This window comes from Aquitalea magnusonii, from assembly GCF_002217795.2.
Taxonomy (GTDB): domain Bacteria; phylum Pseudomonadota; class Gammaproteobacteria; order Burkholderiales; family Chromobacteriaceae; genus Aquitalea; species Aquitalea magnusonii_B.
Genome location: NZ_AP018823.1, coordinates 122,887 through 146,495 on the forward strand (window position 1 = coordinate 122,887; position 23,609 = coordinate 146,495).

19 protein-coding genes and 1 tRNA gene are annotated in these 23,609 nt (G+C 59.0%); 14 read left to right on the forward strand and 6 right to left on the reverse strand.

Features of this window, described 5'->3' with window-relative positions; all coding sequences use genetic code 11:
* Nucleotides 1-39: 39 nt before the first annotated feature.
* The 11 genes from rpoZ to DLM_RS00690 all read left to right on the forward strand — a co-directional run bounded on the left by rpoZ (nt 40) and on the right by DLM_RS00690 (nt 11,211).
* A complete protein-coding gene (gene rpoZ / locus DLM_RS00640; RefSeq protein ID WP_089083916.1) occupies nt 40-246 on the forward strand; it encodes a DNA-directed RNA polymerase subunit omega in 207 nt (68 codons plus the stop codon).
* Nucleotides 247-269: 23 nt separating this feature from the next.
* A complete protein-coding gene (locus DLM_RS00645; RefSeq protein WP_089083917.1) occupies nt 270-2,426 on the forward strand; it encodes a RelA/SpoT family protein in 2,157 nt (718 codons plus the stop codon).
* Nucleotides 2,427-2,429: 3 nt separating this feature from the next.
* Entirely contained in the window at nt 2,430-2,630 is a 201-nt protein-coding gene (thiS, locus tag DLM_RS00650) for a sulfur carrier protein ThiS (RefSeq protein WP_089083918.1), read from the forward strand.
* Nucleotides 2,631-2,652: 22 nt separating this feature from the next.
* Nucleotides 2,653-3,447 carry a thiazole synthase gene (locus DLM_RS00655; protein ID WP_089083919.1) on the forward strand — a complete coding sequence of 265 codons (795 nt, stop codon included), beginning with the start codon at nt 2,653-2,655 and terminating at the stop codon, nt 3,445-3,447.
* 131 nt (nt 3,448-3,578) lie between these two features.
* On the forward strand, nt 3,579-3,791 hold the full coding sequence (gene rpsU, locus DLM_RS00660; RefSeq protein WP_059284939.1) for a 30S ribosomal protein S21: 213 nt from the start codon (nt 3,579-3,581) through the stop codon (nt 3,789-3,791).
* A 107-nt stretch (nt 3,792-3,898) separates the two neighbouring features.
* A complete protein-coding gene (locus tag DLM_RS00665) occupies nt 3,899-4,345 on the forward strand; it encodes a GatB/YqeY domain-containing protein (RefSeq protein ID WP_089083920.1) in 447 nt (148 codons plus the stop codon).
* A 63-nt stretch (nt 4,346-4,408) separates the two neighbouring features.
* Nucleotides 4,409-6,190, forward strand: coding sequence for a DNA primase (dnaG, locus tag DLM_RS00670; RefSeq protein WP_089083921.1), 1,782 nt, complete (start codon nt 4,409-4,411; stop codon nt 6,188-6,190).
* A 71-nt stretch (nt 6,191-6,261) separates the two neighbouring features.
* Nucleotides 6,262-8,190 (forward strand): RNA polymerase sigma factor RpoD, encoded by a 1,929-nt coding sequence (gene rpoD, locus DLM_RS00675; protein WP_089083922.1) that lies wholly within the window; start codon nt 6,262-6,264, stop codon nt 8,188-8,190.
* A gap of 88 nt (nt 8,191-8,278) precedes the next feature.
* Nucleotides 8,279-8,355 (forward strand) — tRNA-Ile (locus DLM_RS00680).
* Between the two features lie 344 nt (nt 8,356-8,699).
* Complete coding sequence (locus DLM_RS00685) at nt 8,700-9,968, forward strand: dicarboxylate/amino acid:cation symporter (RefSeq protein WP_089083923.1); 1,269 nt, start codon at nt 8,700-8,702, stop codon at nt 9,966-9,968.
* Nucleotides 9,969-10,134: 166 nt separating this feature from the next.
* Nucleotides 10,135-11,211 carry a type II asparaginase gene (locus DLM_RS00690; RefSeq protein ID WP_089083924.1) on the forward strand — a complete coding sequence of 359 codons (1,077 nt, stop codon included), beginning with the start codon at nt 10,135-10,137 and terminating at the stop codon, nt 11,209-11,211.
* Nucleotides 11,212-11,408: 197 nt separating this feature from the next.
* Here DLM_RS00690 and DLM_RS00695 read toward each other — a convergent pair whose 3' ends face one another.
* From DLM_RS00695 to DLM_RS00710, 4 genes are all read right to left on the reverse strand, one after another.
* Nucleotides 11,409-12,740 (reverse strand): sigma-54-dependent transcriptional regulator, encoded by a 1,332-nt coding sequence (locus tag DLM_RS00695; RefSeq protein WP_089083925.1) that lies wholly within the window; start codon nt 12,738-12,740, stop codon nt 11,409-11,411.
* Nucleotides 12,733-14,592: a sensor histidine kinase gene (locus DLM_RS00700; RefSeq protein WP_197715479.1), complete on the reverse strand. Its 1,860-nt coding sequence runs from the start codon at nt 14,590-14,592 to the stop codon at nt 12,733-12,735. The genes DLM_RS00695 and DLM_RS00700 overlap by 8 nt, the downstream gene beginning before the upstream one ends.
* A gap of 168 nt (nt 14,593-14,760) precedes the next feature.
* Entirely contained in the window at nt 14,761-16,311 is a 1,551-nt protein-coding gene (locus DLM_RS00705; protein WP_231959960.1) for a methyl-accepting chemotaxis protein, read from the reverse strand.
* A 215-nt stretch (nt 16,312-16,526) separates the two neighbouring features.
* Entirely contained in the window at nt 16,527-17,432 is a 906-nt protein-coding gene (locus tag DLM_RS00710; RefSeq protein ID WP_089083927.1) for a LysR family transcriptional regulator, read from the reverse strand.
* Nucleotides 17,433-17,549: 117 nt separating this feature from the next.
* Between DLM_RS00710 and lysA the strand changes: the two genes are divergently transcribed.
* The gene (lysA, locus tag DLM_RS00715; RefSeq protein WP_089083928.1) at nt 17,550-18,785 is read left to right on the forward strand and encodes a diaminopimelate decarboxylase; all 1,236 of its coding nucleotides are present in this window, start codon (nt 17,550-17,552) and stop codon (nt 18,783-18,785) included.
* A 340-nt stretch (nt 18,786-19,125) separates the two neighbouring features.
* Here lysA and DLM_RS00720 read toward each other — a convergent pair whose 3' ends face one another.
* Together DLM_RS00720 and DLM_RS00725 are read right to left on the reverse strand one after the other, a co-directional pair.
* Entirely contained in the window at nt 19,126-20,244 is a 1,119-nt protein-coding gene (locus DLM_RS00720; protein ID WP_089083929.1) for a porin, read from the reverse strand.
* 406 nt (nt 20,245-20,650) lie between these two features.
* Complete coding sequence (locus DLM_RS00725) at nt 20,651-20,950, reverse strand: BON domain-containing protein (RefSeq protein ID WP_089083930.1); 300 nt, start codon at nt 20,948-20,950, stop codon at nt 20,651-20,653.
* A gap of 260 nt (nt 20,951-21,210) precedes the next feature.
* On the opposite strand from DLM_RS00725, the gene DLM_RS00730 reads away from it, so the two are divergent.
* Both DLM_RS00730 and DLM_RS00735 read left to right on the forward strand, forming a co-directional pair.
* Nucleotides 21,211-22,458, forward strand: coding sequence for a murein transglycosylase A (locus DLM_RS00730; protein WP_089083931.1), 1,248 nt, complete (start codon nt 21,211-21,213; stop codon nt 22,456-22,458).
* A gap of 25 nt (nt 22,459-22,483) precedes the next feature.
* Nucleotides 22,484-23,599: an efflux RND transporter periplasmic adaptor subunit gene (locus DLM_RS00735; RefSeq protein WP_089083932.1), complete on the forward strand. Its 1,116-nt coding sequence runs from the start codon at nt 22,484-22,486 to the stop codon at nt 23,597-23,599.
* Nucleotides 23,600-23,609 lie beyond the last annotated feature (10 nt).

A 23,609-nucleotide genomic window follows, 5' to 3' on the forward strand; every position in this document is an offset into this window, starting at 1 on the left:
ATAGTTAACCACATCGTACAATTTACGAAAGAACCCATTATGGCCCGTATTACCGTAGATGATTGCCTGGACCGTATCCAGAACCGTTTTGACCTGACGCTGGCTGCAGCTTATCGCGCCCGCCAGGTGGCTTCCGGTGCAACGTCCTTTGTGGATGCCGGTCGTCACAAGCCCACCGTGGTTGCCCTGCGTGAAATTGCTGCCGGCCATGTTGGCCGCGAAGTACTCACTCGCAACAAGGGCTGATCCGGGTGCAGGCGGAGCGAAGCATGGAAACCGGTATTGAGAGTGCCATCGATTACAATGCATTGATCGAACGCGAAGCGGCTGCATTTTTTGAGGCTGCAGGCCGTTATCTCAAGCCGGAGGACGTGCAGCTGCTGCGCCAGGCTTTCGAAGTCAGCCGCGAGGCGCACGAAGGCCAGACCCGCAAGAGCGGTGAGCCTTACATCACTCACCCGCTGGCGGTGGCTACCATGCTGACCGACTGGCGGCTGGATGTGCAGGGGCTGGCTGCTGCCTTGTTGCACGACGTGCTGGAAGATACCGGCGTCACCAAGCCCACACTGGCCGAGAAATTCGGCAAGGTGGTTGCTGACCTGGTGGATGGCCTCTCCAAGCTGGAAAGGCTGGAATACCAGACCAAGGAAACCGCCCAGGCGGAAAACTTCCGCAAGATGGTGCTGGCCATGGCGCGTGACATCCGCGTCATCATCGTCAAGCTGGCCGACCGTCTGCACAATATGCGCACGCTGGATTCCATGCGCGAGGACAAGCGCCAGCGCATCGCGCTGGAAACGCTGGAAATCTATGCGCCGATTGCCAACCGCATCGGTCAGAACAAGGTGTACCGCGAGCTGCAGGATCTGGCCTTCAAGCATCTGCATCCGCATCGCTACAGCGTATTGTCCAAGGCAGTGCGCGCCGCGCGCGGCAATCGCCGCGAAGTGGTTAACAAGATTCTGAAAACCGTCAGCCAGCGGCTGGTGGAAAGCAATATCGAAGCCACCATCAAGGGGCGCGAAAAAAACCTCTACAGCATCTACAAGAAAATGCAGGAAAAACACCTGTCGTTTTCCGAGGTGCTGGATATCTACGGTTTCCGCGTGGTGGTGAACGACATCCCAAGCTGTTACCTGGCGCTGGGTGCCCTGCACAGCCTGTACAAGCCTATTCCGGGCAAGTTCAAGGACTACATCGCCATTCCCAAGGGCAATGGCTACCAAAGCCTGCACACCACCTTGTTCGGCCCTTATGGCACGCCGGTGGAGATGCAGATCCGCACCCGCGAAATGAACGGCGTGGCCGAGGCGGGCGTGGCTTCGCACTGGATGTACAAGAGTGGCGATGCCGGTATCAATACCGCCCAGCAGCGCACACACCAGTGGCTGCAAAGCCTGCTGGACATGCAGGAGGAGAGTGACGACGCCGTCGAATTCCTCGAACACATCAAGATCGACCTGTTCCCCGACGAGGTGTACGTGTTCACCCCCAAGGGCAAGATCATGGTGCTGCCGCAAGGCTCCACCCCGGTCGACTTTGCCTATGCCGTACATACCGACGTAGGTCATCGCTGTATTGCCGCCCGCGTCAATCATGTGCTGATGCCCTTGCGCACCGTGCTGCGCAATGGCGATACGGTGGAAGTCATCACCTCCACCCAGGCCAAGCCTAACCCGTCCTGGCTCACCTTCGTGCAGAGCGGTCGCGCCCGTTCCGGCATTCGCAATTACCTGAAGAGCCTGCAGCGCGAAGAAGCTGCCACGCTGGGCGAAAAACTGCTCAAGCAGGCGATTGGTGCCCTGGCGGTGTCGCCGCTGCTGCTGGATGACGCGCTCAAGGCGGAGTACATGGCAGTACACGGCGACAAGCTGCAGGGCTTTGGCGAAGTGCTGGCCGAGATTGGGGCCGGCAAACTGCTGCCGATTGCCGTGGCGCGCCGTCTGGTGGAACTGGCTGGTGAGCGTCTGGGTGAAGAAGTGCGGGTAGGGCCAATCACCATCCGCGGTACTGAAGGCGGCACCGTGCAACTGTCCAGTTGCTGTAACCCCTTGCCAGGCGATGAAATCCTTGGGGTGATTACCAAGGGGCAGGGGCTGGTGATTCACCGCGTTAGCTGTCCGAATGTGCAGAGGGTTGATCACGACAAGCTGCTGAACGTGAATTGGGAAACCCAGCGTGACCGTATGTTTGGTGTCAGCGTCAGTGTGCTGGCCCGTAACGAGCGTGGAGCGCTGGCCGATATTGCCGCCGCCATCTCGCAGGCCTCGGCCAATATCGAAAGCGTGGACACCCAGGATACGCATGTTGGCGATGGCTTCATCCATATTCATTTCCGCCTGCAGGTGGAGAGTGTCGAGCATCTGTCCCGCGTGCTGAACGAGGTGCAGAGCCTGGTGGTGGTGCAGCGGACAGAGCGGAGATAACACATGCAGTTGCGCATCAATGGTGAAGTGAAAGAATTCGCCCGGCTGGCCACGGTGGCTGAGCTGGTGCAGGCGCTGGAGCTGGTTGGCAAGCGGGTGGCTGTCGAGCTCAATGGCGAAATCGTGCCCCGCAGTCAGCATGGCAGCGCTGTTCTGAGTGATGGGGATGAACTGGAAATCGTAGTGGCTGTCGGCGGTGGCTGACACAAGGGCGAAGGAGTGGAAGGTGCAGGATCAACTGGTCATCGCAGGTAAGGCATACAATTCCCGTTTGCTGGTGGGAACCGGCAAATATCGTGATTTTGAACAGACAGCCCAGGCGCTGGATGCCTCTGGTTGCGATATCGTCACGGTGGCCATTCGTCGCGTCAATCTGGGTCAGCATGCCGGAGAGCCCAATCTGCTCGATTTTTTGCCGCAGAACCGCTACACTCTGCTCCCCAATACGGCGGGCTGTTATTCCGCCGAGGATGCCATCCGTACCTTGCGCCTGGCGCGCGAGCTGCTGGATGACCACCGTCTGGTCAAGCTGGAAGTGCTGGGTGACTCCGGCAATCTGTTCCCCAACGTCAAGGAAACGCTGAAAGCAGCCGAAGTACTGGTGGCCGAGGGCTTTGATGTGATGGTGTATACCTCCGACGATCCTATCATCGCCCGTGAGCTGGAACAGATAGGCTGCTGCGCCATCATGCCGCTGGCCAGCCTGATTGGCTCCGGCATGGGCATCCTCAATCCGTGGAACCTGAAACTGATCATCGAGCAATCCAGTGTGCCGGTGCTGGTGGATGCCGGGGTGGGTACCGCCTCCGATGCGGCCATCGCCATGGAACTGGGTTGTGATGGCGTGCTGATGAATACCGCAATTGCTGCAGCCGGCAATCCGGTATTGATGGCACATGCCATGAAACTGGCTGTCGAGGCTGGCCGTGCTGCCTACTGTGCAGAACGGATGCCGAAACGTTTTTATAGCGCTGTACCAAGTTCTCCTAGTGAGGGGGTGATTTCTTCTCGCAAGCCGTGATGCACAAAAGCGCCACAAAAAGCTTGTCGGGAATGCTTCAGACTTTTCCAAACTGCGTATTGTTGTTAAAATACTGTTTTTTATGGGTGGCCCTACGTCTGCCGCCTAGGAATCTAAGGATACTTGAGTCAATGCCGAATATTCGCGTTAAAGAAAACGAGCCGTTCGAAGTCGCCATGCGTCGCTTCAAGCGCGCTGTAGAAAAAACCGGTCTGCTGACCGAACTGCGCGCTCGTGAGTTCTACGAAAAGCCGACCACCGAACGCAAGCGCAAGCACGCTGCTGCCGTTAAGCGCCACTACAAGCGCATCCGCAGCCAGATGCTGCCGCCGAAACTCTTCTAAGAGTTGCATCGGTCATAAAGCGGGACCGCAGGCATGGCCTGCGGTTTTGCCATTTGTACTCCAGAATTTTCCGCCATGTCTTGACATGGCGCTCCCGTGAGCACGACATGAGCCTCAAAGCCCGTATCAGCGATGACATGAAGTCCGCCATGAAGGCGAAGGAAACCGAGCGTCTGGCCGCCATTCGTCTGTTGATGGCTGCCATCAAGCAAAAGGAAGTGGACGAACGCATCGAACTGGATGATGCCGCAATCGTGGTGGTGATCGACAAGATGCTCAAGCAGCGTCGTGACTCCATCTCCCAGTACGAAGCAGCCCAGCGTCAGGATCTCGCCGACAAGGAAAAGGCCGAAATGACGGTGCTGATGGCTTATATGCCGCAGCAACTGTCTGAAGCCGAAATCGACGAGCTGGTGGCCAAGGCCGTGGTCGACAGCGGTGCTGCCTCCATGCAGGACATGGGCAAGGTTATGGGCCTGCTACGCCCGCAGTTGGCGGGACGTGCCGACATGGCACTGGTTTCGGCTCGCATCAAGGCCAGGCTTGCTGCCTGATCTCTGGCCGGGCGCAGTATGGTCCGGTAATTTGTTCCTCCGTGTTAAGGCAGGTGTTCGGCGTTGATTCCACAGGACTTTGTTGATCAGTTGCTGTCCCGTGTCGATCTTGTCGACGTGGTGGATCGCTATGTCCCGCTGAAAAAGGCAGGCCAGAACTATCTGGCCTGTTGTCCCTTCCACAAGGAAAAATCCCCCTCCTTCACGGTTAGCCCCAGCAAACAGTTTTATCACTGCTTTGGTTGTGGTGCGCATGGCTCGGCCATCGGCTTCGTCATGGAATACCAGGGCTTGGGCTTTGTCGATGCGGTAAAGATGCTGGCTGACAGCGTTGGCATGCCGGTACCGGAGGTGCGCAGTGTCAATCCGGAAGCCACGCGCGCCGCGCGTGAGCGGCAGTTGTCGCTGGAAGAAGTCATGCAATTGGCTGCCGGGTATTTCAAGCAGCAGTTGAAGTCAGCGCCGGTCGCCATCAGCTACCTGAAAGGGCGTGGTGTCAGTGGCGAAGTGGCTGCGCGCTTTGGCCTCGGCTATGCCCCTGGTGAGTGGCAGAATCTGCAGGCCATCTTTCCGCAGTATCAGGATGACAAGCTGGTGGATGCCGGTCTGGTCATTTTCAATGAGGAAAGCGGCAAGCGTTACGACCGGTTCCGTGAGCGGGTGATGTTTCCCATCCGTAATCAGCGCGGAGCCATCATCGGTTTTGGTGGGCGCGTGCTGGGCAAGGGGGAGCCGAAGTATCTGAACTCGCCGGAAACGGTGCTGTTCGAAAAAGGCCGCGAACTGTACGGCTTGTACGAAGCCCGCCAGGCGATTCGAGAAAAGAATCGCGTGCTGGTGGTTGAAGGTTATATGGATGTGGTGGCATTGGCGCAGTATGGCATCGGCTATGCGGTAGCCACGCTGGGGACGGCCACCACTGGCGAGCATGTGCGCAAGCTGATGCGTCATGCCGATCAGGTGTATTTCTGCTTTGATGGCGATAAGGCTGGCCAGAAGGCCGCCTGGCGTGCGTTGGAAAACAGCCTGCCGCAATTGCAGGACGGCAAGGCGCTGAATTTTCTGTTTTTGCCGCAGGAGCACGACCCGGACAGCTATGTACGGGAATTCGGTACCGAAGCATTTGAGCAGCAGTTGGAACAGCACAGCCTGCCGCTGTCGGTTTACTTTACCCGCGAGCTGACAGGCCGCGTGGACATGAATACGCCGGAAGGGCGGGCCGACCTGATCAAACAGGCCAGCCCGCTTCTGGCACAAATTGCAGCACCGGCGCTTGGCTTCATGATCAGAAAGCGGCTGGCAGAACTTGCCGGCATGGACGTCGACGATTTCGACATGCTGACCACAGGCAAGAAGGCACCGGAGCGCAAGGGCAAGCGGGAATACCGCTTGCCGGAGGAATCATATCGCCAGATCAACACGCCCATTGTTCACAAGCAGATCAAATGGCTGCTGATGAACCCGGCGTGGGCCAGCGATGTGAGCCTGCCGGACAGCCTGCCGCTGTCCGACGAACTGGCCTGCTTTGCGATGTTGGCCGAAAGTGTGCAGGAACACGAACAGCCGCCCAATACGGCGCAATTGATAGAGGGCTTGCGTGGCACCCCCTACGAAGGGCTGATCGACAGTGTGCTGCACCAGGCCATGCAGGATCCGGACGAGTTTGCCGACCCCGGTGAGGATGACCGCATCCAGTTTCAGCATGGCAACGCCAGATTGCTGAAAATGTTGCGTGAAGCCCAGGTGGAAAGGCTAAAACTGAAGGACCGTAACGAAGGTCTAAGTCCGGAAGAAAAAGCATTATTCAGGGAACTGCTCCGAGACCTGCTCGGCTCGCCTATGTGAGCCGGGGCAGGGGTGACGTAGTTGTGTTATAATCAACTGTTTTTTTCGGCTTTTTTAAAGCAGGAAGCAAAATGGCGGCCTCTCCCGAAAATCAAAAAGATGTGCAGGACAACGAAGAACAGGTAATGAGCCTGGAAGAGCAGCGTAAACGGCTGCGCCAGCTGATTGCCCTGGGCAAGGAACGTGGTTATCTCACCTACGCCGAGATCAACGACCACCTGCCGGAAGATGTGTCCGATGCCGAGCAGATTGAAAACATCGTCACGATGATTTCCGGTCTGGGCATCCAGGTTTATGACGAAGCGCCGGACGCAGAAACCCTGCTGATGTCCGATGCCACGCCGGCTGTTGCGGATGAAGATGCGGTGGAAGAAGCCGAGGCGGCCCTGTCGTCGGTGGATTCCGAGTTTGGCCGTACCACCGACCCGGTGCGCATGTACATGCGCGAAATGGGCTCGGTCGAGCTGTTGACCCGTGAAGGCGAAATCGAAATCGCCAAGCGTATCGAAGACGGCCTCAAGCACATGATTCTGGCCATCTCGGCATGCCCGGGCACCGTGGCAGAAGTGCTGGAGCTGGTCGAGCGCATCGGCAAGGAAGAAATCCGCGTTGACGAAGTCGTCGACGGTTTCATCGACCCTAATGCCGAAGCTGCGGAAGCTGCGCTCCCGTTTGCCGAGCCGGAGGTTGAAGAAGACGCGCTGCTGGAAGACGAGGAAGAAGAGGGCGAGGACGACGAAGCCAGCGCCGAAGCGGCTAATCTTGCCAATCTGGAAGAACTCAAGCAGCAGACGCTGGAGCACTTTGCCGGTGTGCGCATGATGTTCGACAAGATGGTCAAGGTGCTGGAAAAGGAAGGCTCCAAGTCCAAGGCTTACCTGGAACTGCAAGACGCCATCACCACCGAGTTCATGATGGTGCGCTTCTCCACCCGCCAGATCGAATCGCTGTGTGAATCGCTGCGCCGCCGTGTCAACGAAATCCGTACGTTCGAACGTGATATCCAGGACATCTGTGTGACGCGCGTGCGCATGGACCGCACCCACTTCATCAAGGTATTCCCCGGCAACGAAATCAACACCGCCTGGGTGGAAACCGAAATCGATTCCGGCAAGGCCTGGAGCGAGGCACTGACCCGCTTCAAGTACGCCATCATCGAGAAGCAGACCAAGCTGTCCGAGCTGCAGGATCGTGCCATGCTGCCGATCAAGGAGCTCAAGGAAATCAACCGCCAGATGTCGGCGGGTGAATCCAAGGCGCGCCGTGCCAAGAAGGAAATGATCGAGGCCAACCTGCGTCTGGTGATTTCCATCGCCAAGAAGTACACCAACCGTGGCTTGCAGTTCCTCGACCTGATCCAGGAAGGCAATATCGGCTTGATGAAGGCGGTGGACAAGTTCGAATACCGTCGTGGTTACAAGTTCTCCACCTATGCCACCTGGTGGATTCGTCAGGCCATCACCCGCTCGATCGCGGACCAGGCCCGTACCATCCGTATTCCGGTACACATGATCGAAACCATCAACAAGATGAACCGCATTTCGCGTCAGATCCTGCAGGAAACCGGCCGTGAGCCGGATCCGGCCGAACTGGCGGAAAAAATGGAAATGCCGGAAGAGAAGATTCGCAAGATCATGAAGATTTCCAAGGAGCCCATCTCCATGGAAACCCCGATCGGCGATGACGACGATTCCCATCTGGGTGATTTCATCGAGGACCAGAACAACCTGGCACCGTCGGATGCTGCGATGTACTCCAGCCTGAAGGACGCCACCAAGGAAGTGCTGGATACCCTGACTCCGCGTGAGGCCAAGGTATTGCGCATGCGTTTTGGTATCGACATGAATACCGACCACACCCTGGAAGAAGTGGGTAAACAGTTTGATGTGACGCGTGAGCGTATTCGTCAGATTGAAGCCAAGGCCCTGCGCAAGCTGCGTCATCCGACCCGTTCGGAACGTTTGCGCAGCTTCCTTGACAACGAGCCGGGCGGTCAGTAATTCAGCCTGTCGTTTAGTACGGAGTCCCCAAGCCGCTTGCATCAGGGCTTGGGGATTTTTATTGCATTCTGCTATAATGCTCCCCTTCGGGCCTTTAGCTCAGTTGGTTAGAGCAGAGGACTCATAATCCTTTGGTCGCGGGTTCGAGCCCCGCAGGGCCCACCAAATCCAACGGCCTGTCGCGTGATGCGGCAGGCCGTTTTTCATTGTTGCGGGCGTTGGGATTGCCGATCCAGATGCTGCATTGCGGAAACTTTTGTTTGGCGCGCAGGTCTAGCTGGCTGGCCTGTCCTCTGCGGCAGACCTATCCCTGGTTGCTTTGGTCGGGTTTCCAAACGCGCCTCCCTCTCTGTGTTCGGCTTTCCGAATTAATGTCATTGTATTTTTTATTTTATTGTTTTAAAACAATGAGTTGACTTGATATTTATTGACGGTTTTCTGGCATGATTACTGCTGATACGAGCGGACTCAACACCGGCCCAAAGCCGGGTTACTCTGGAGAAACGCTCGTGAAAACCAACAAGATCACCCTGTGGGTGCTGATTGCCCTCGTGCTGGGTATCGCAGTCGGCTATGGCTGTCACACTTCGATTACCGATCCCAAGCAACTGAAAGATGTTGCCGGTTACTTTTCCATCCTGACCGACGTGTTCATGCGTCTGATCAAGATGATCATTGCACCGCTGGTGATGTCCACCCTGGTACATGGCATTGGCAGCAGTGATTCCCGTTCTGTCGGTCGCGTTGGCCTGAAAGCCATGTGCTGGTTCATGGGGGCTTCGCTGGTTTCCCTGTTCCTGGGCCTGATTTTTGCCAATAGTCTGCAGCCTGGTGTGGGTTACACCCTGCCGGTGGTTGATGGTGCCGCTCCGGCACTGAAAACCAGTGCGCTGAACCTGAAGGACTTCATCACCCACATGTTCCCCACCAGCTTCTTTGACGCCATGGCGAAAAACGAAGTGCTGCAAGTGGTGGTGTTCTCGGTGTTCTTCGGTTTTGCCATTGCTTCTTACAAGGGCCCAAAACCGGACATCCTGATGAAGGGCCTGGAACAACTGGCCAACATCATGCTGCGCGTTACCAATATCGTGATGATGTTTGCCCCGGTTGGCGTATTCGGTGCCGTGGCTTCCACCATTACCGCTGATGGCCTGGGCGTGCTGTCCATGTACGCCAAGTTCATGGGTAGCTTCTACCTGGCGCTGGCCTGCCTGTGGCTGCTGATGATTGCTGCGGCTTATGGCTTTGTCGGCAAGAAGATTTTTGCCCTGCTCAAAACCATCCGCATGCCGCTGATGCTGGGTTTTGCCACCGCCAGTAGCGAAGCTGCTTACCCGACCCTGCTGGAGCAGTTGGAGCGTTTTGGCATCAAGGAACGTGTGTCCGGTTTCGTGCTGCCGCTGGGTTATTCGTTTAACCTGGACGGCTCCATCATGTACACCTCGTTTGCCGCCCTGTTCATTTCCCAGGTAGCCAACATCAACCTGACCCTGGGCCAGCAAATCACCATGCTGCTGATCCTGCTGATCACCAGCAAGGGTATTGCCGGTGTGCCGCGTGCTTCGCTGGTGGTGGTGGCTGCCGTGCTGCCGATGTTCAATCTGCCTGAAGCCGGCATTCTGCTGATCCTGGGTATCGACCACTTCCTGGACATGGGCCGTACCGCCACCAACGTGCTGGGTAACGCCATTGCCACTACCGTGGTGGCCGCTTCGGAAGGCGATATCGATGCCGAAGCTGCACAGGCTAACCCGGTGCTGGCCGAAGAACAGGCTTAAGCCCCCCGGTCCCTGCCACGCATTAACACTATAAAAATCAGGTGACAGACCCCGGCCTGCCCAAGCTGCCGATACAGGCGGACAGGCAGGACGCGGGGCTGATCGCTGTAGTGAGTTGCTCCCCGGCAACGCCATCTCCCACTTGCTTTTCTACAAAGGAAGAGACATGAAAAAAACTTTTAAACTGCTGTTGTCCAGCGCTGCCGTGATGGCTGCGCTGTGTGGTCAATCGGCCCAGGCTGCTGACGCGGCCAAGCCGCATGTGGTGATTCTGGCTACCGGTGGCACCATTGCCGGTACTGGTGCCACCAGCACCACCACCATCGGTTATACCGCTGCCAAGCTGGGCGTGGACAAGATGATTGCCGCCGTGCCAGAGCTGTCCAAGGTGGCCGACGTTCGTGGTGAACAGGTTGCGCAGATCGCCAGCGAAAGCATGACCAATGAAGTGTGGTTGAAGCTGGCCAAGCGTGTGAACGAGCTGCTGGCGCAGAAGGATGTGGATGGCGTGGTGATTACCCACGGCACCGACACCATCGAAGAAACCGCTTACTTCCTGGACCTGGTGGTGAAGAGCAAGAAGCCGGTAGTGGTGGTGGGTTCCATGCGCCCGTCTACCGCCATCAGTGCTGACGGCCCGATCAACCTGTATAACGCCGTGATCCTGGCGGGCAGCAAGGAAGCCGTTGGCAAGGGCGTGCTGGTTTCCTTGAACGACCAGATCAATGCCGCCCGTGAAGTGACCAAGACCAACACTTCCACCACCGACACCTTCAAGACGCCGGAACTGGGCTTCCTGGGCTATATGCAGGACAACAAGCCGCATTTCTACCGCATGTCCACCCGCAAGAATACCGCGGATACCGAATTTGACGTCTCCAAGCTGAACAGCCTGCCGCGCGTCGACATCGTTTACGGTTACGCCAACATGGACCGCGTGGCCATGGATGCCGATATTGCTGCAGGTGCCCAGGGCATCGTGCAAGCCGGTGTGGGCGATGGCAGTATTGCCGCCCAGATGATGCCTGCCATCCGTGACGCCCGTAAGAAGGGTGTGATCGTGGTACGCAGCTCGCGCGTGGGTAGCGGTATCGTGGCGCGTAATGGTGAAGCCAATGATGATCAGGAAGATCTGGTGGTGAGCGACACGCTGAATGCGCAAAAAGCCCGCATCCTGCTGATGCTGGGTCTGACCAAGACCCACGACACCAAAGAACTGCAACGCATGTTCTACACCTATTGAGCTGGCTGACAGGCGCTGCACCGGCCTGTCTGACTGCTGCGACACCGTTGGTGTGATCCCCCCGCAGCGGCAGCATGGTGTGGCGACTGATCAAGCAGCCTTTGGCAAGCGGCCCCGGTGGCCGCTTTTTTTATGTCTGCCGCCCGGCAGAGGCCGGGACCGCAGGCATGCCATCAGCCCGGTCATCAGCCGGGCCATCAACCCGATTGATTCAGGCCGTATTTTTTCAATTTGTCGAACAGGGTGGTCTTGGCCACTTTCAGCGCTTCGCTGGTGCGGCTCAGGCTGTAACCGTGGCGGCGGAATTCCTCGGCAATCAGTGCCCGTTCAAAGGCTTCCACGGTTTCGGCCAGCGGCAGGCTCTGGCTCAGTTCGCCGGATTCGGACAGCGGGGTGCGAATGCCCAGCACATAGCGTTCGGCCACATTGCGCAGCTCGCGCACATTGCCCGGCCAGTCGTAGGCCAGCAGCTCGGCCTGTTCGTGGGCTTCCAGTTGCGGGGTGGGGCGGTCGAAGCGGCTGGCCGATTGCAGCAGGAAATACTCGAACAGCAGCGGGATGTCCTCGCGGCGCTCGCGCAGCGGCGGCAGTTGCAGCGTGACCACGTTCAGCCGGTAGTAAAGGTCGCTACGGAAGCTGCCGTTATTGCCCATGGCCTTGAGGTCGGCCTTGGTGGCCGATATCACCCGGCAGTCCACCGGAATGGGGGTGTTGGAACCCAGGCGTTCCAGCGTGCGTTCCTGCAGCACGCGCAGCATCTTGATTTGCAAGGGCAGCGGCATGCTTTCGATTTCATCGAGGAACAGCGTGCCGTTATTGGCATATTCGATGCGGCCGATACGGCGCTTGGCTGCGCCGGTGAAGGCATGAGCCTCGTGGCCGAAAATCTCGCTCTCGAACAGGTTTTCTGCCAGCCCGCCGCAATTGACCGCCACAAAGTTGTGCTTCTGCCGCCGGCTGATTTCATGCAGGCAGCGGGCAACCAGTTCCTTGCCGGTGCCGGTTTCACCCAGAATCAGCACATTGGCCGAGGTGTCGGCCAGGTCGGCAATCATGCGCCGCACTTTTTCCATGGCCGGCGAGCGGCCGATCAGGCGCGATTCCAGGCTTTGCTTGTCCTGCAACTGACGGCGCAGGGTTTCCACTTCCAGGCTCAGGCGGCGCTGCTCCATGGCGCGGCATACCACTTCATGCAGGCGTTCCGGGGAGAAGGGTTTTTCGATGAAGTCGTAAGCACCATCCTTCATCGCCTGTACCGCCAGGCTGACATCGCCATGGCCGGTGATCAGGATGACAGGCAGGCTGGGATCCTGGGCCTTGATGGTGCGCAGCAGTGCCATGCCATCCTGCCCCTGCAGGTGGATGTCGCTGACCAGCACGCCGGGAAAACCGTGATGCAGCAGGCCCAGGGCTTGCTCGGCGCTGGCCACGCCGCGGGCATCCAGGCCCTCCAGCATGAGCGCTTGCTCGCAGCCCAGCCGGACATCCGGGTCGTCCTCGACGATCAACACTTTCATGCCATCAAACATGGCGGTTTTCCTTTGTAGCAAGCGGCAGGGTGATGGTGAACACGGCACCGCCCTGCGGGTGATTGTCGGCACTCAGACTGCCGCCGGCCTCGGCAATGATGCCGGCGCTCAGGGTCAGCCCCAGTCCCAGGCCGATGCCGGCCGGTTTGGTGGTGACAAAAGGCTCGAATAGCTGGGCACGCACGGCTTCCTGCAGGCCGGGGCCATTATCGCGGATTTGCAGTATCAGTTGTGCGGTTGTGCAATGGCCACTGATCTCGATAAGCCCATCCGGCTGGTCTTGCAGTTCGTCCAGCGCATTAGCCAGCAGGTTGACCAGCACCTGCTCGAAACGGTTGGGGTCGCAACGCGCCTGCCATGGTTCTGGCGCATTGGGCCGGAGGATGCGGACCTGGCTGCCTTCCAGGCGGTTGCGCAGCAACAGCAGCGCGCTGTCCATGGCCAGGCTGATGTCCACCGTCCCCAGGCTGCTGGTGGATTTGCGCGAGTAACCCTTCAGGGCGCTGGTGATTTCGCCCATCTTGTCCACCAGTTGGCAGATGGTTTGCAAATTGGTACGGGCGGTTTCATTCTGCTGGCGTTCCAGAAACTTGATGGCATTGCCAGACAGGGTACGCAGTGCCGCCAGTGGCTGGTTCAGCTCGTGGGCGATGCCGGTGGCCAGTTGGCCCAGTACCGCCAGCTTGCCCGCCTGGACCAGATTGTCCTGGGTCTGACGCAGGTGCTGTTCGGTGCGGATGCGTTCGCTGATTTCTTCATGTAGCTGCTGGTTGGCGCGCGACAGATCTGCCGTGCGCTCTTCCACCTTGCGTTCCAGTTCGCGGTAGGCCTGCTGCAGTGCTTCGCGCGCTGACAGCTTGTCGCGCAGGCGGCGGCGGCGTTCGTTCAGCCACAGAATGCCGGTCAGGCTTAGCAGGGTCAGCACTGCCGCCAAGGCGGCCCGGTTGTAAGCCAGTTGGTAGACCGGGTCCAGGCTGGAGAGCACGGTCAGCTTCCAGCTTGATAGCGGCAGTTGCAGCGACTGACCCAGCATGTCGCGCGGATAGGCCAGCCGGCTTAGCGTGCGCCGGCCGCTCTGGTCCAGCCGGTAAATGTGGCTGCCATTGCCCAGGCTGCGCCGTTCTTCCAGTCCCAGCGGCAACAGGCGCTTGCGGTTGTATTGCAGATTGCGGTCGAAGGCATCCTGCAGGGCTTTGCTGAAGGGCTTGAGCGTGCTGAATTTCCAGCCTGGTTCTGTGGCCAGAATCACCACGCCGTTCTGGTCGCTCACCATCACGGTGGTCTTGTTTTCCCGCCACAGCTTTTCCAGGTATTCCATGTTTACCTTCACCACCGCCACGCCAATGATGTGGCCGCGGCTGGTCAGTGGTTCCGACAGGTAATAACCTGCCTCGCTGCGGGTAGTGCCTACGCCGAAGAAGCGCCCAGGCTGCCCACTCATGGCATCGGTGAAATAAGCACGGAAGGAATCGTTTTCGCCCAGGTAGCTGTCGGTCTGCCGCCAGTTGCTGGTGGCGCGGACAATCCCTTTGTCATCCATGATATAGATGGCGCTGGCACCGGTGCGTTGGCTCAGGCGTTCCAGATAGTCGTTGGCTGCCTGCTGGCGATGCACATCATTTGGGGCGTGCAGCAGTCCTTCCACATAGGGGGACAGCCCCAGCAGGCTGGGTAGGCGCGCATAGTGGCCGATTTCACTATTCAGGCTGTTGGCGTACAGCTCCAGCCTTTGGGTATTGGCGGCGCGCAGTTCCTCCAGCGAGCCGTCCACGCTGGCACGAAAGGCGCTGACGGCGGCAATGTCCATCAGGATCAGCAGCAGCGCAATGCGCAGTACGGTACGCAGTTTCAAGCGGAATCCACTCCTGACAATCTGGGTTGGCAGGCTGCCGGAGGTGGGCAGCAAGTACAAAAAGGCGGCCGTAGGCCGCCTGGTGGGAATCGGTTGCGCCACCGTTACCGGCAGCGTGCCGCGCTATTGTAGCAAAAGCACCTGCTGTCGCGGTGGCCCATGCCGGGTTCAGAGATGGCGTTCAAAATGACTGACCAGGCGTTTCAGATCATGCGCGGTGGTATGCAGTTGCTGCGCGACATCGCGGGCATTGGCAATACTCTGGCTGTTCTGCTCGGTCAGCGCACTCATGGTTTCCATGTTCTGTGCCACTTCGGTGGAAACCGAAGATTGCTGCTGCAGCATTTCCGCCACGTTGGCGGCCGATGCCGATACGCCTTGGTTGGCCTGGCGAATGGCTTCCAGGCTGTTGCTGGCATTGCTGATGGCCTCATCCACGCTCTGGACCTTGTCCAGCGCGGTCTGGACATTCTGCAATACCTGACGGGTGCGCTCGTGCAGCACATTGATGGATTGCTCGATCTCCTGCGTGTTGCCTGCCGTGCGTTCCGCCAGCTTGCGCACTTCATCGGCCACCACGGCAAAGCCGCGTCCCTGTTCACCTGCCCGTGCCGCCTCGATGGCCGCGTTCAGGGCTAGCAGATTGGTTTGGTTGGCAATGTCCTTGATCACCGAGGTGACAGATCCTATCTCTTCCGCCGATTTTTCCAGCACCAGAATCGCATCCCTGGTGTGTTCGAATTCTCCCATCACTTGCTGGGTGGCATGCCGTGTCTGCTGCATTTTTGTCTCACCCTCATTGGCCAGGCTGGTGGCTTCGGTGGCATGGCCTGCACCTGTGCGGGTGGTCATGGAGATTTCATTCACCGACACCGATAGCTGCTCCAGGGCGGAGGCTACGCGGGTAATGCCTTCCAGTGCATGCTCTCCGCGCTGTTGCAGATTGCTGGCTTCGGTATGGGTAGCCGTTGCGGCCTGGCTGATATCGTGGGCACCGCTTACCACATCGGCCAGCACGGCGCGGGTATTGATGCGCATGGTTTCCAGCATTTCCAGCATCTGGCGCATGTCCTGACAGCCTGACTGCGGAATGGCCTGCTTGAAGTTGCCCTCGGACAATCTGGCCAGGCCTTGTTTGGCATATTCAAGTGGTGTGGCCAGGCGCTGATGAATCAGTACCGCAGCCCCAAGCAGCCAGAGGATGCTGCCGGCATTCAGGATGTCGTGAATGATGCTGTCCGGCAGGATGTATTCCGCCAGCAGGGCCAGGATGGGGGGCAGCATGGAGAGGGTAAGCAGCTTTTGCAAGCTCAGCACGGTGGGTTGCCGGGTCTGGGGAAAGCGGCTGCGCTTGGCCCGGATGTCGGCGTATAGCTGTTCTGCCTGCTGGCATTGCTGCTGGTCCGGGGCGCTGCGTACCGACATGTAACCAACCGTGTTGCCGTTTTCCCGAATCGGGGTCACATAGGCATCCACCCAGTAGTAATCCCCCTGCTTGCTGCGGTTTTTCACCAGCCCGCGCCAAGGATGACCTTCCTTGATGGTGTGCCACATGTCGTCGAAAGCTTCCGCCGGCATGTCGGGGTGACGCACGATATTATGTTGCTGGCCAATCAGCTCTTTTTCGGTAAAACCGCTGATTTCAATAAAGGCGCGGTTGGCGTAGGTGATATGGCCTTGCAGGTCGGTCTTGGTCACGATGGGGCGCTGTGGATGCAAGAATAACTCGTGCTGTGTGACAGGCTGGTTGTTACGCATTTTTTTCCCCGGATGACTGGTGCTTTAGGAAGGACAACACCAGACGCCAGGTATTGTCAGCAGCACATTCCAGTCAGAAAACAGTGCTGTTTCTTCGGTATAGACAAAAATGACGATGCCATAGTCATTTTTTCCAGCCGGAGTGCCTCCTGCACCGCCCAACGCCTGGTCGTGCTTTATGGGTGAGGTTGTTGAATTTCCTCCAGTACCTCGCACAGCAGTTTGGCAAAGCTGTCCACCAGCGCGGACGCTGGGCGATGCAAGGGGCGCAGCAGGTTGACCCGGAAGGGGAGTGAGACGGATAGCGGGCGGATGATGACGCCATGACCGGCAAATTCCAGTGCGGTCAGCGGATTGACCACCGCCAGACCGATGCCCTGGCGCACCATGCTGCAGACCGAGGCCGCGCTGTGGGTTTCCAGCCGGAGTTGGCGGGCAATGCCTTGTGAGGCAAACAAGGCGTCCAACTGCTGGCGATAGATATCGCTGGCCGACAGACTGACAAAATCCTGGCCGGCGAAATCCGCCAGATCCAGCACCGGCTTGTTGCCCAGTGGATGCCCCTGCGGCAGCACGGCAACTTCGTCGGCACAGAATACTTGCTGCTGACTGGTGCCCGGTGGCTGGATGTGGCTCTCGCTCAGCCCAAGATCATGCCGCTGTGCCGCCAGCCATTCTTCCAGCAGCGGCGATTCCTGTGGCGTGATGTTGAGTTTTACCCGTGGATAGCGCTGCAAGAAACGTTGGCACACCGTAGGCAGGACTGCCTGGGAAAACATCGGCAGGCAGGCAATGGATAACTGGCCTTCGTCAAAGCGGCGCAAGGCCTGGGCGGTGCTGACAATCCGCTCCAGTCCCAGGTAGGCGCGCTGCACTTCCTCAAAGAGTTGCAAGGCCTGCAGGGTGGGGCGTAGCCGCCCCCGGATACGTTCGAACAAGACCAGGCCGCTTAGTTGCTCCAGCCGTGCCAGTTCTCGGCTGATGGTGGGTTGGGAGGTGTTGAGCAGTGTGGCAGCTTCGGTCACGCTGCCGCTGGTCATGATGGCGTGGAAGATTTCCACATGGCGCAAGCTGAAGGACATGGCAGTGAGGGATGATCAGTCAAAGTCATATCATAAATGAAAGACCTGACGACAAATTGATATTTTATTTTTGGCGACAGCCACGGCACACTCAAGCAAAACCCTGAATGGATTGCCATGAAAACCTTCTCCGCCACGCAGCTTGCCACCCTGGCCGAACAATTTTCTGCCCCGCTGTGGGTATACGATGCCGCGATGATTCGTGCACGCATTGCCCAGCTCAAGCAGTTCGATGTGATTCGCTATGCCCAAAAAGCCAATTCCAATACCCATATCCTGCGTCTGATGCGTGAACAGGGCGTGATGGTGGACGCGGTATCGCTGGGCGAGATCGCGCGTGCGCGCCAGGCCGGTTATGACTTGAGCTCGGCCGAGCCTTCCGAAGTGGTGTTTACTGCCGACGTGTTGGATCGTGCCACGCTGGAGCAGGTAGTCGCCGAGCGTATCGTGGTGAATGCCGGCAGTATCGATATGTTGCGCCAGCTAGGTGCGCTCTCCCCCGGCCATCGGGTATGGCTGCGCATCAACCCCGGTTTTGGCCATGGCCACAGCCACAAGACCAATACCGGTGGCGAAAACAGCAAGCATGGCATCTGGCATGCCGATCTGCCGGCCGCGCTGGAGGTGATTGCTGCAACTGGCCTGAAGCTGGTGGGCATTCACATGCACATCGGTTCCGGCGTGGATTATGGCCATCTGCAGCAGGTATGCGGTGCCATGGTGGAACTGGTGGGCAGCCTGGGCCAGGATATCGAAGCCATTTCCGCCGGTGGTGGCCTGTCCATTCCCTATCGTGATGGCGATGGCCGAATCGATACCGCTCATTACTTCCAGTTGTGGGACGCCGCCCGCAAGCAAGTGGAACAACTGCTGGGCCATGCGGTACGGCTGGAAATCGAACCGGGTCGCTTCCTGGTGGCCGAAGCCGGCGCGCTGATTGCCGAGGTGCGTGCGGTCAAGGATATGGGCAGCCGCCATTTTGTGCTGGTGGATGCCGGCTTCAACGACTTGATGCGGCCTTCGCTGTATGGCAGCTACCACGAAATTTCGGTGCTGGAGCGCAATGGCACCGAGAAATCCGGTGCCGTGCCGACGGTAGTGGCCGGCCCGCTGTGCGAATCCGGGGATGTGTTCACCCAGCAGGAGGGCGGCGTGGTGGAAAGCCGTCTGCTGCCCCAGGCCGAGGTGGGCGACTGGCTGGTGTTCCATGATGCCGGTGCCTATGGTGCCACCATGTCTTCCAACTACAACAGCCGTCCCTTGCTGCCTGAAGTACTACTGGATGCCGCTGGTCCGCGCCTGATCCGTCGCCGCCAGACCATGGCAGAACTGCTGGCGCTGGAAGCGGTGTAAATCCGGCTTCATGTTTGGTCAGTGAATCGGTTTCGGGTGAGGCGGATGACGGTTTAAGTGCCGTTTTCGCGCGGCAAACGGGAAAGAGGGCTTGCGTGGCCAAGCCCTCCTTCACCGCCAAGGCCACTCCGCCAGCATGCAGCATGGCCTGCGGCTCCCCGTCAGGGCCTGCCCCGTGCGAGGCACGCCTGAACGCGCGATTTGCCAAGATCAAATCGCTCAGACAGGGCAGGCGCTTAACAGCTCATCCCGGCCTCCCGTCGGCATGCTGGACGGGACCGTGGCCGCGTTGCTAGGGTTTTACTTTGCGCAAAAGCACAATGCTACTCCCCGGGTTTGCTTAAAAATCGGTCCGCATCATCATCCAGCCGGTGCTGGCGCTGGATTTGCTCCAGGCCAGCGCGTTTTGTCCTCCGGCATTCTGTCGTACCGCGCCGTAACCCGCTTGCAGCAGGCTGCGCTTGCTCAGGGTGTATTCCACGCCGGCAGCCCATTGATTGGCCGACCAGTTCAGATGCTGACCATCCATGTAAACCCGGCCACGGTGTGAGTACTGCAGCATGGGTTTGAACGCCCCCAACTGATAGCCGGCACTCAGCGCCACCACCTGGCTGCTCAGCTTGTTATTCCCGGTCTGGGCAATATTGCTTTGCTGCAGGATGCCAGGAATCTCGAAATCATTACTGCCATCCTTGTTTTGATGAGCATTGCCATACAGCCGGATTCTTTGCAGCGTGGCCGCCAGTTGCAGCGCTTCACCGCGATAACCCAGCTCCACGCGGTGAATGGCGCTGTTATTGGTACCGACCGTGTTCAGACGTGTCATCCAGGCATAGTTGATGAAATAACCGGCATCGGTATATCCCAAGCGCAGGCCCCAGGTTTCTCCAGCTTTACGGCTGGCGCGCTGACTTTCTCCCGCCCCGTATTGCAGTGAGGCTTCCATGCCATTCCAGCGCGGGCTGTCGTAGCGCAGGCTGTTTTTGGCCCGGCTGTCGCCGTAATTGTTGCTGCCAAAAATATCGCGGGCTTCATACAGCGGGTAGGCAATGCCGCTGTTGGCCTCGCGGCGTGGGCTGGCAAAGATGTCGGTCGCCTGGGTGCTGGTCAGCACATCATCCAGATAGCCGACACGCAGCTTGCCCCAACTGTCCTGCACGCCGACAAAGCTCATGCGGTTGGCCAGTGTGCCGCTGCCGGTGCCGCCGGTAGGCATGCCATCCATGGCCAGTCCGGTTTCCACCTGCCAGATGGCTTGCAGCTGTCCATTCAGCTGTTCACTGCCCTTGAAACCGATGCGACTGCTGAAGTCGTCAATGCCGGTGGTGCGTTTGAAGCCGGTATCAACGCTTTGCATGCTGTCGATACCAACGCGCAAGCTGCCGTACAAAGTGGTCTCGGCCATGGCCATGGCGGGAAGCAAGCTGAGCAGGGTGTAGGAGAGGATGCGGCTGGACATGATGTTTCCTGAGTGGTGACGAGACAAAAAACCTTCCGCTGAATAAGGGGAAGGTGGGTGCGGTGCAGAGTGTGCAAATCCGGCATGTCTGGCGTCAATGGCTCAGGGACGGGAGGGTTATTAGCGTGTTTTTACGATAATTTGCCTGTTTTTCGGGTTATTTTCGTTTAACTACCATTCAATTTCGGCGACATGGCTGGCCACGGTGCTGCTGTGGACTGGCAATTACTGTACGGAGTGCCTGGAAAGTGGATAGTCGCCTGGAAAATTCACAGTGTCTATTGGAAATCGGATGGCAGTAATGCTGCAGATCAGACTGCTGGTGCAGAAATCTCATGCGCAGCCGGCCACAATGCAAACGCCCCCGACAGGCGGGGGCGTGCGGCAAGCGGATGCAGCCTGACGCTTACATATTCATGTTGTTGATGACAAACTTCACGCCCGGCACTTTCTCGGCGATGACGCCAGCCTTGAACATTTGCTGATCGTCGGTCATCTTGCCGTCAATGGTGACTTCCTGCTTTTTGCTGACTACGTGCAGGTCCAGGGCTTTCAGTTCCGGATCGGCATCCAGTGCGTTCTTGACGTTGCTGGCCAGTTGCTCGTCGCTAACCGGGGCATCTTCGGCATGTGCCGGCAGGGCTGCGCCAGCAATGGTCAGGGCCAGGGTTGCAAACAGGGCCGAACGGGCAAAAAGGCGTTTCATGAGATATCTCCTTGTTTCAAGCAGCGTGATGGCCTGGCCGGCCATAGCGATGGCGCGCCAGTGGACTGTGTTGTGCTGGCCATGTTAGCCAGCTTTGTTTGCAGTTTTGTTGCGGCTCGATGAAAAGTGTCAGTGCCAGAACCTGCTGTGGATGGCATGGTCCCATCGCGCAGAGTACCGTGCAGGCGCAAGGCGCGCGCGGTAACATGGGCGGCTGGCCTGTCCGGCCGGTTTCCTCACCCATTCATGATGTTGCTGCCATGTTGAAACGTTTGTTGCTGTCCCTGCCGCTGCTGTGGCTTGCTGCCTGTTCCACTACCTACACACCGACGTTGCCCGATGGCCGTGGCCAGCTCAGCCCGGCGTCGCTGCCGGCTTGGCAGCAGCAGCCGATGGGCGATACCCTGCTGGCGCTCAAGCAAAGCTGCAAAGCCATGGCGCGCAAGCCCGCCTGGCAAGCCGTGTGTGCCGATGCCGCCCGCATTCCGCCGGAGGATGGCGTACAGGTACGCCAGTTTTTTGAGACGCGCTTCAATGCCTGGCCGGTGCGTGATGGTGCCAGCAGCAGTGGCCTGATTACCGGTTATTACGAGCCGCTGCTCAATGGCAGCCGCAGCCGCAGCGAACGCACGCCGTGGCCGGTGTATGGCGTGCCGGCGGATCTGCTGGTGCTGGACTACCCTGCCGCCCTGCATGGCCGCAGCGTGCTGGTGGCACGCCGTAGCGCTGCCAACCGTCTGCAGCTATTGCCGGACAAAACCGTGGCCGGGGCCGGGGAAGTGGAAATTCATCCGGCCGATTTTCCGGTCGATCGTCCCGGCGGCAAGCTGAAAGGGCGTTTGTCCGGCAACCGTCTGCTGCCGTACTACACCCGGGCGGAAATCAATCAGGGCAAGGGCGTGTCCACCGCGCCGGTGCTGGCCTGGGTGGAGGATCCGGTAGAGCTGTTCTTCCTGCAGGTGCAGGGCTCGGGGCGGATTCAGTTGGAGGATGGCAGCTTTCTGCACGTCGGTTACGCCGAACAGAACGGCTACAACTACCAGTCCATCGGCAAATGGCTGGTGGACAAAGGGGAAATGACGCTGGCCAATGCATCCATGCAGGGCATCCAGGCCTGGATCAAGGCTAATCCCGGCAAGCAGCAAGCCTTGTTTGGCGTCAACCCCAGCTATGTCTTTTTCAAAGTGCTGCCGGGCGGTGACAGCGGCCCTGCCGGAGCGCTGGGGGTGCCGCTCACCGGTGGTTACAGCATTGCGGTGGACCCGCGTTACATCCCGCTGGGTACGCCGGTTTATCTGGCGACAACCTGGCCCTTGTCGCAGCAGCCGCTGACCCGGCTGGTGCATGCCCAGGATACCGGCAGCGCCATCAAGGGCGCGGTGCGGGCCGATTTGTTCTGGGGCTATGGCAGCGAGGCCGGCATGTATGCCGGCAAAATGAAACAAAGCGGCAGCCTGTGGATGTTGTTGCCCCGCGGGGTGACGCCATCGATGGCGGCGGCACCGTGATGATCAGAAACGGAACAAGAAAGACATGAAGTCGAGCTGGCTGGGTTGGGGAATCATGCTAGGGGGATTGGCGGCCTGCAGTGGCGGCCATGATGTTGCCACCGAGGGCAAGACGGCCGCATCTGCGGTGGCGGCGCACATACCGTCACGGGCGCTGTCACGTGCCGATATCGAAGTGGCCGCGCGTGGCAGCCTGCGTGACACCCTGCCGTTTACCGGCACGCTGGCGGCGCTCAAGAGCAGCAGTATTGCCGCCGAAGTGGAGGCACGGGTACGCGATGTGCTGGTGCGCGAGGGCGAGGTGGTGCAGCAAGGCCAGGTGCTGGCGCGGCTGGATTCGGAGTCGCTGGACCAGTCGGTCAGCGAGCAGCAGGCCCAACTGGCCGGTAATCAGTCGCGGTTAAAGCTGGCGCGCATCAAGCTGGACAAGCAGCACGAGCTACTGCAGAAGGGTTTCATTTCCCAGTTGGCCTATGACGAGGCCGAAAGCGAGTACACCGTGCGCCAGGGCGAGCTGCAGGCGCAAAGCAGCCAGTTGGCACGCGCCCGCCGCCAGCAGGCCGACAGTGTGGTGCGCGCTCCGATTGCGGGTGTGGTGTACGAACGCAAGATCAACCCAGGAGAAATCGCCGCCAAGAATGCGCGTTTATTCTCGATTGCCGATCTTGGCACGCTGGAACTGAGCGCCAGTGTGCCGTCGCAATGGATTGGCCGCATCAAGCCCGGTCAGCAGGCACGTTTCAGCGTGGAGGGCTTGCCGGACGAGTTTCTTGGCGAAGTGGTGCGGGTCAATCCGGTGGCGCAGAGCGGCACGCGCAGCTTTCTCATCTATATCCGGGTGAATAATGCCGACGGCCACCTGAAGGCCGGGCAGTTTGCCAAGGGTGGCGTGGTGCTGCGTGCGCTGGACGGGCAGGTGGTGCTGCCGCAAACCGCGGTACAGGATGTGCAAGGACAGCCCTGGGTGATGCTGGTGACGCAAGGGCGGCTCAAGCGTCAGCCGGTCAAGGTTCTGCTGTGGTCGCAAAACGAGCGCAAGCTGGCGGTGGAAGGACTCAGTCCCGGTCAGGTGGTGCTGGCCGCCCCCTTGCTGGGCGTGGCCAGCGGGGATGCCGTTACCCTGCCGGCGCAACTTAAATAATAAGGGGACA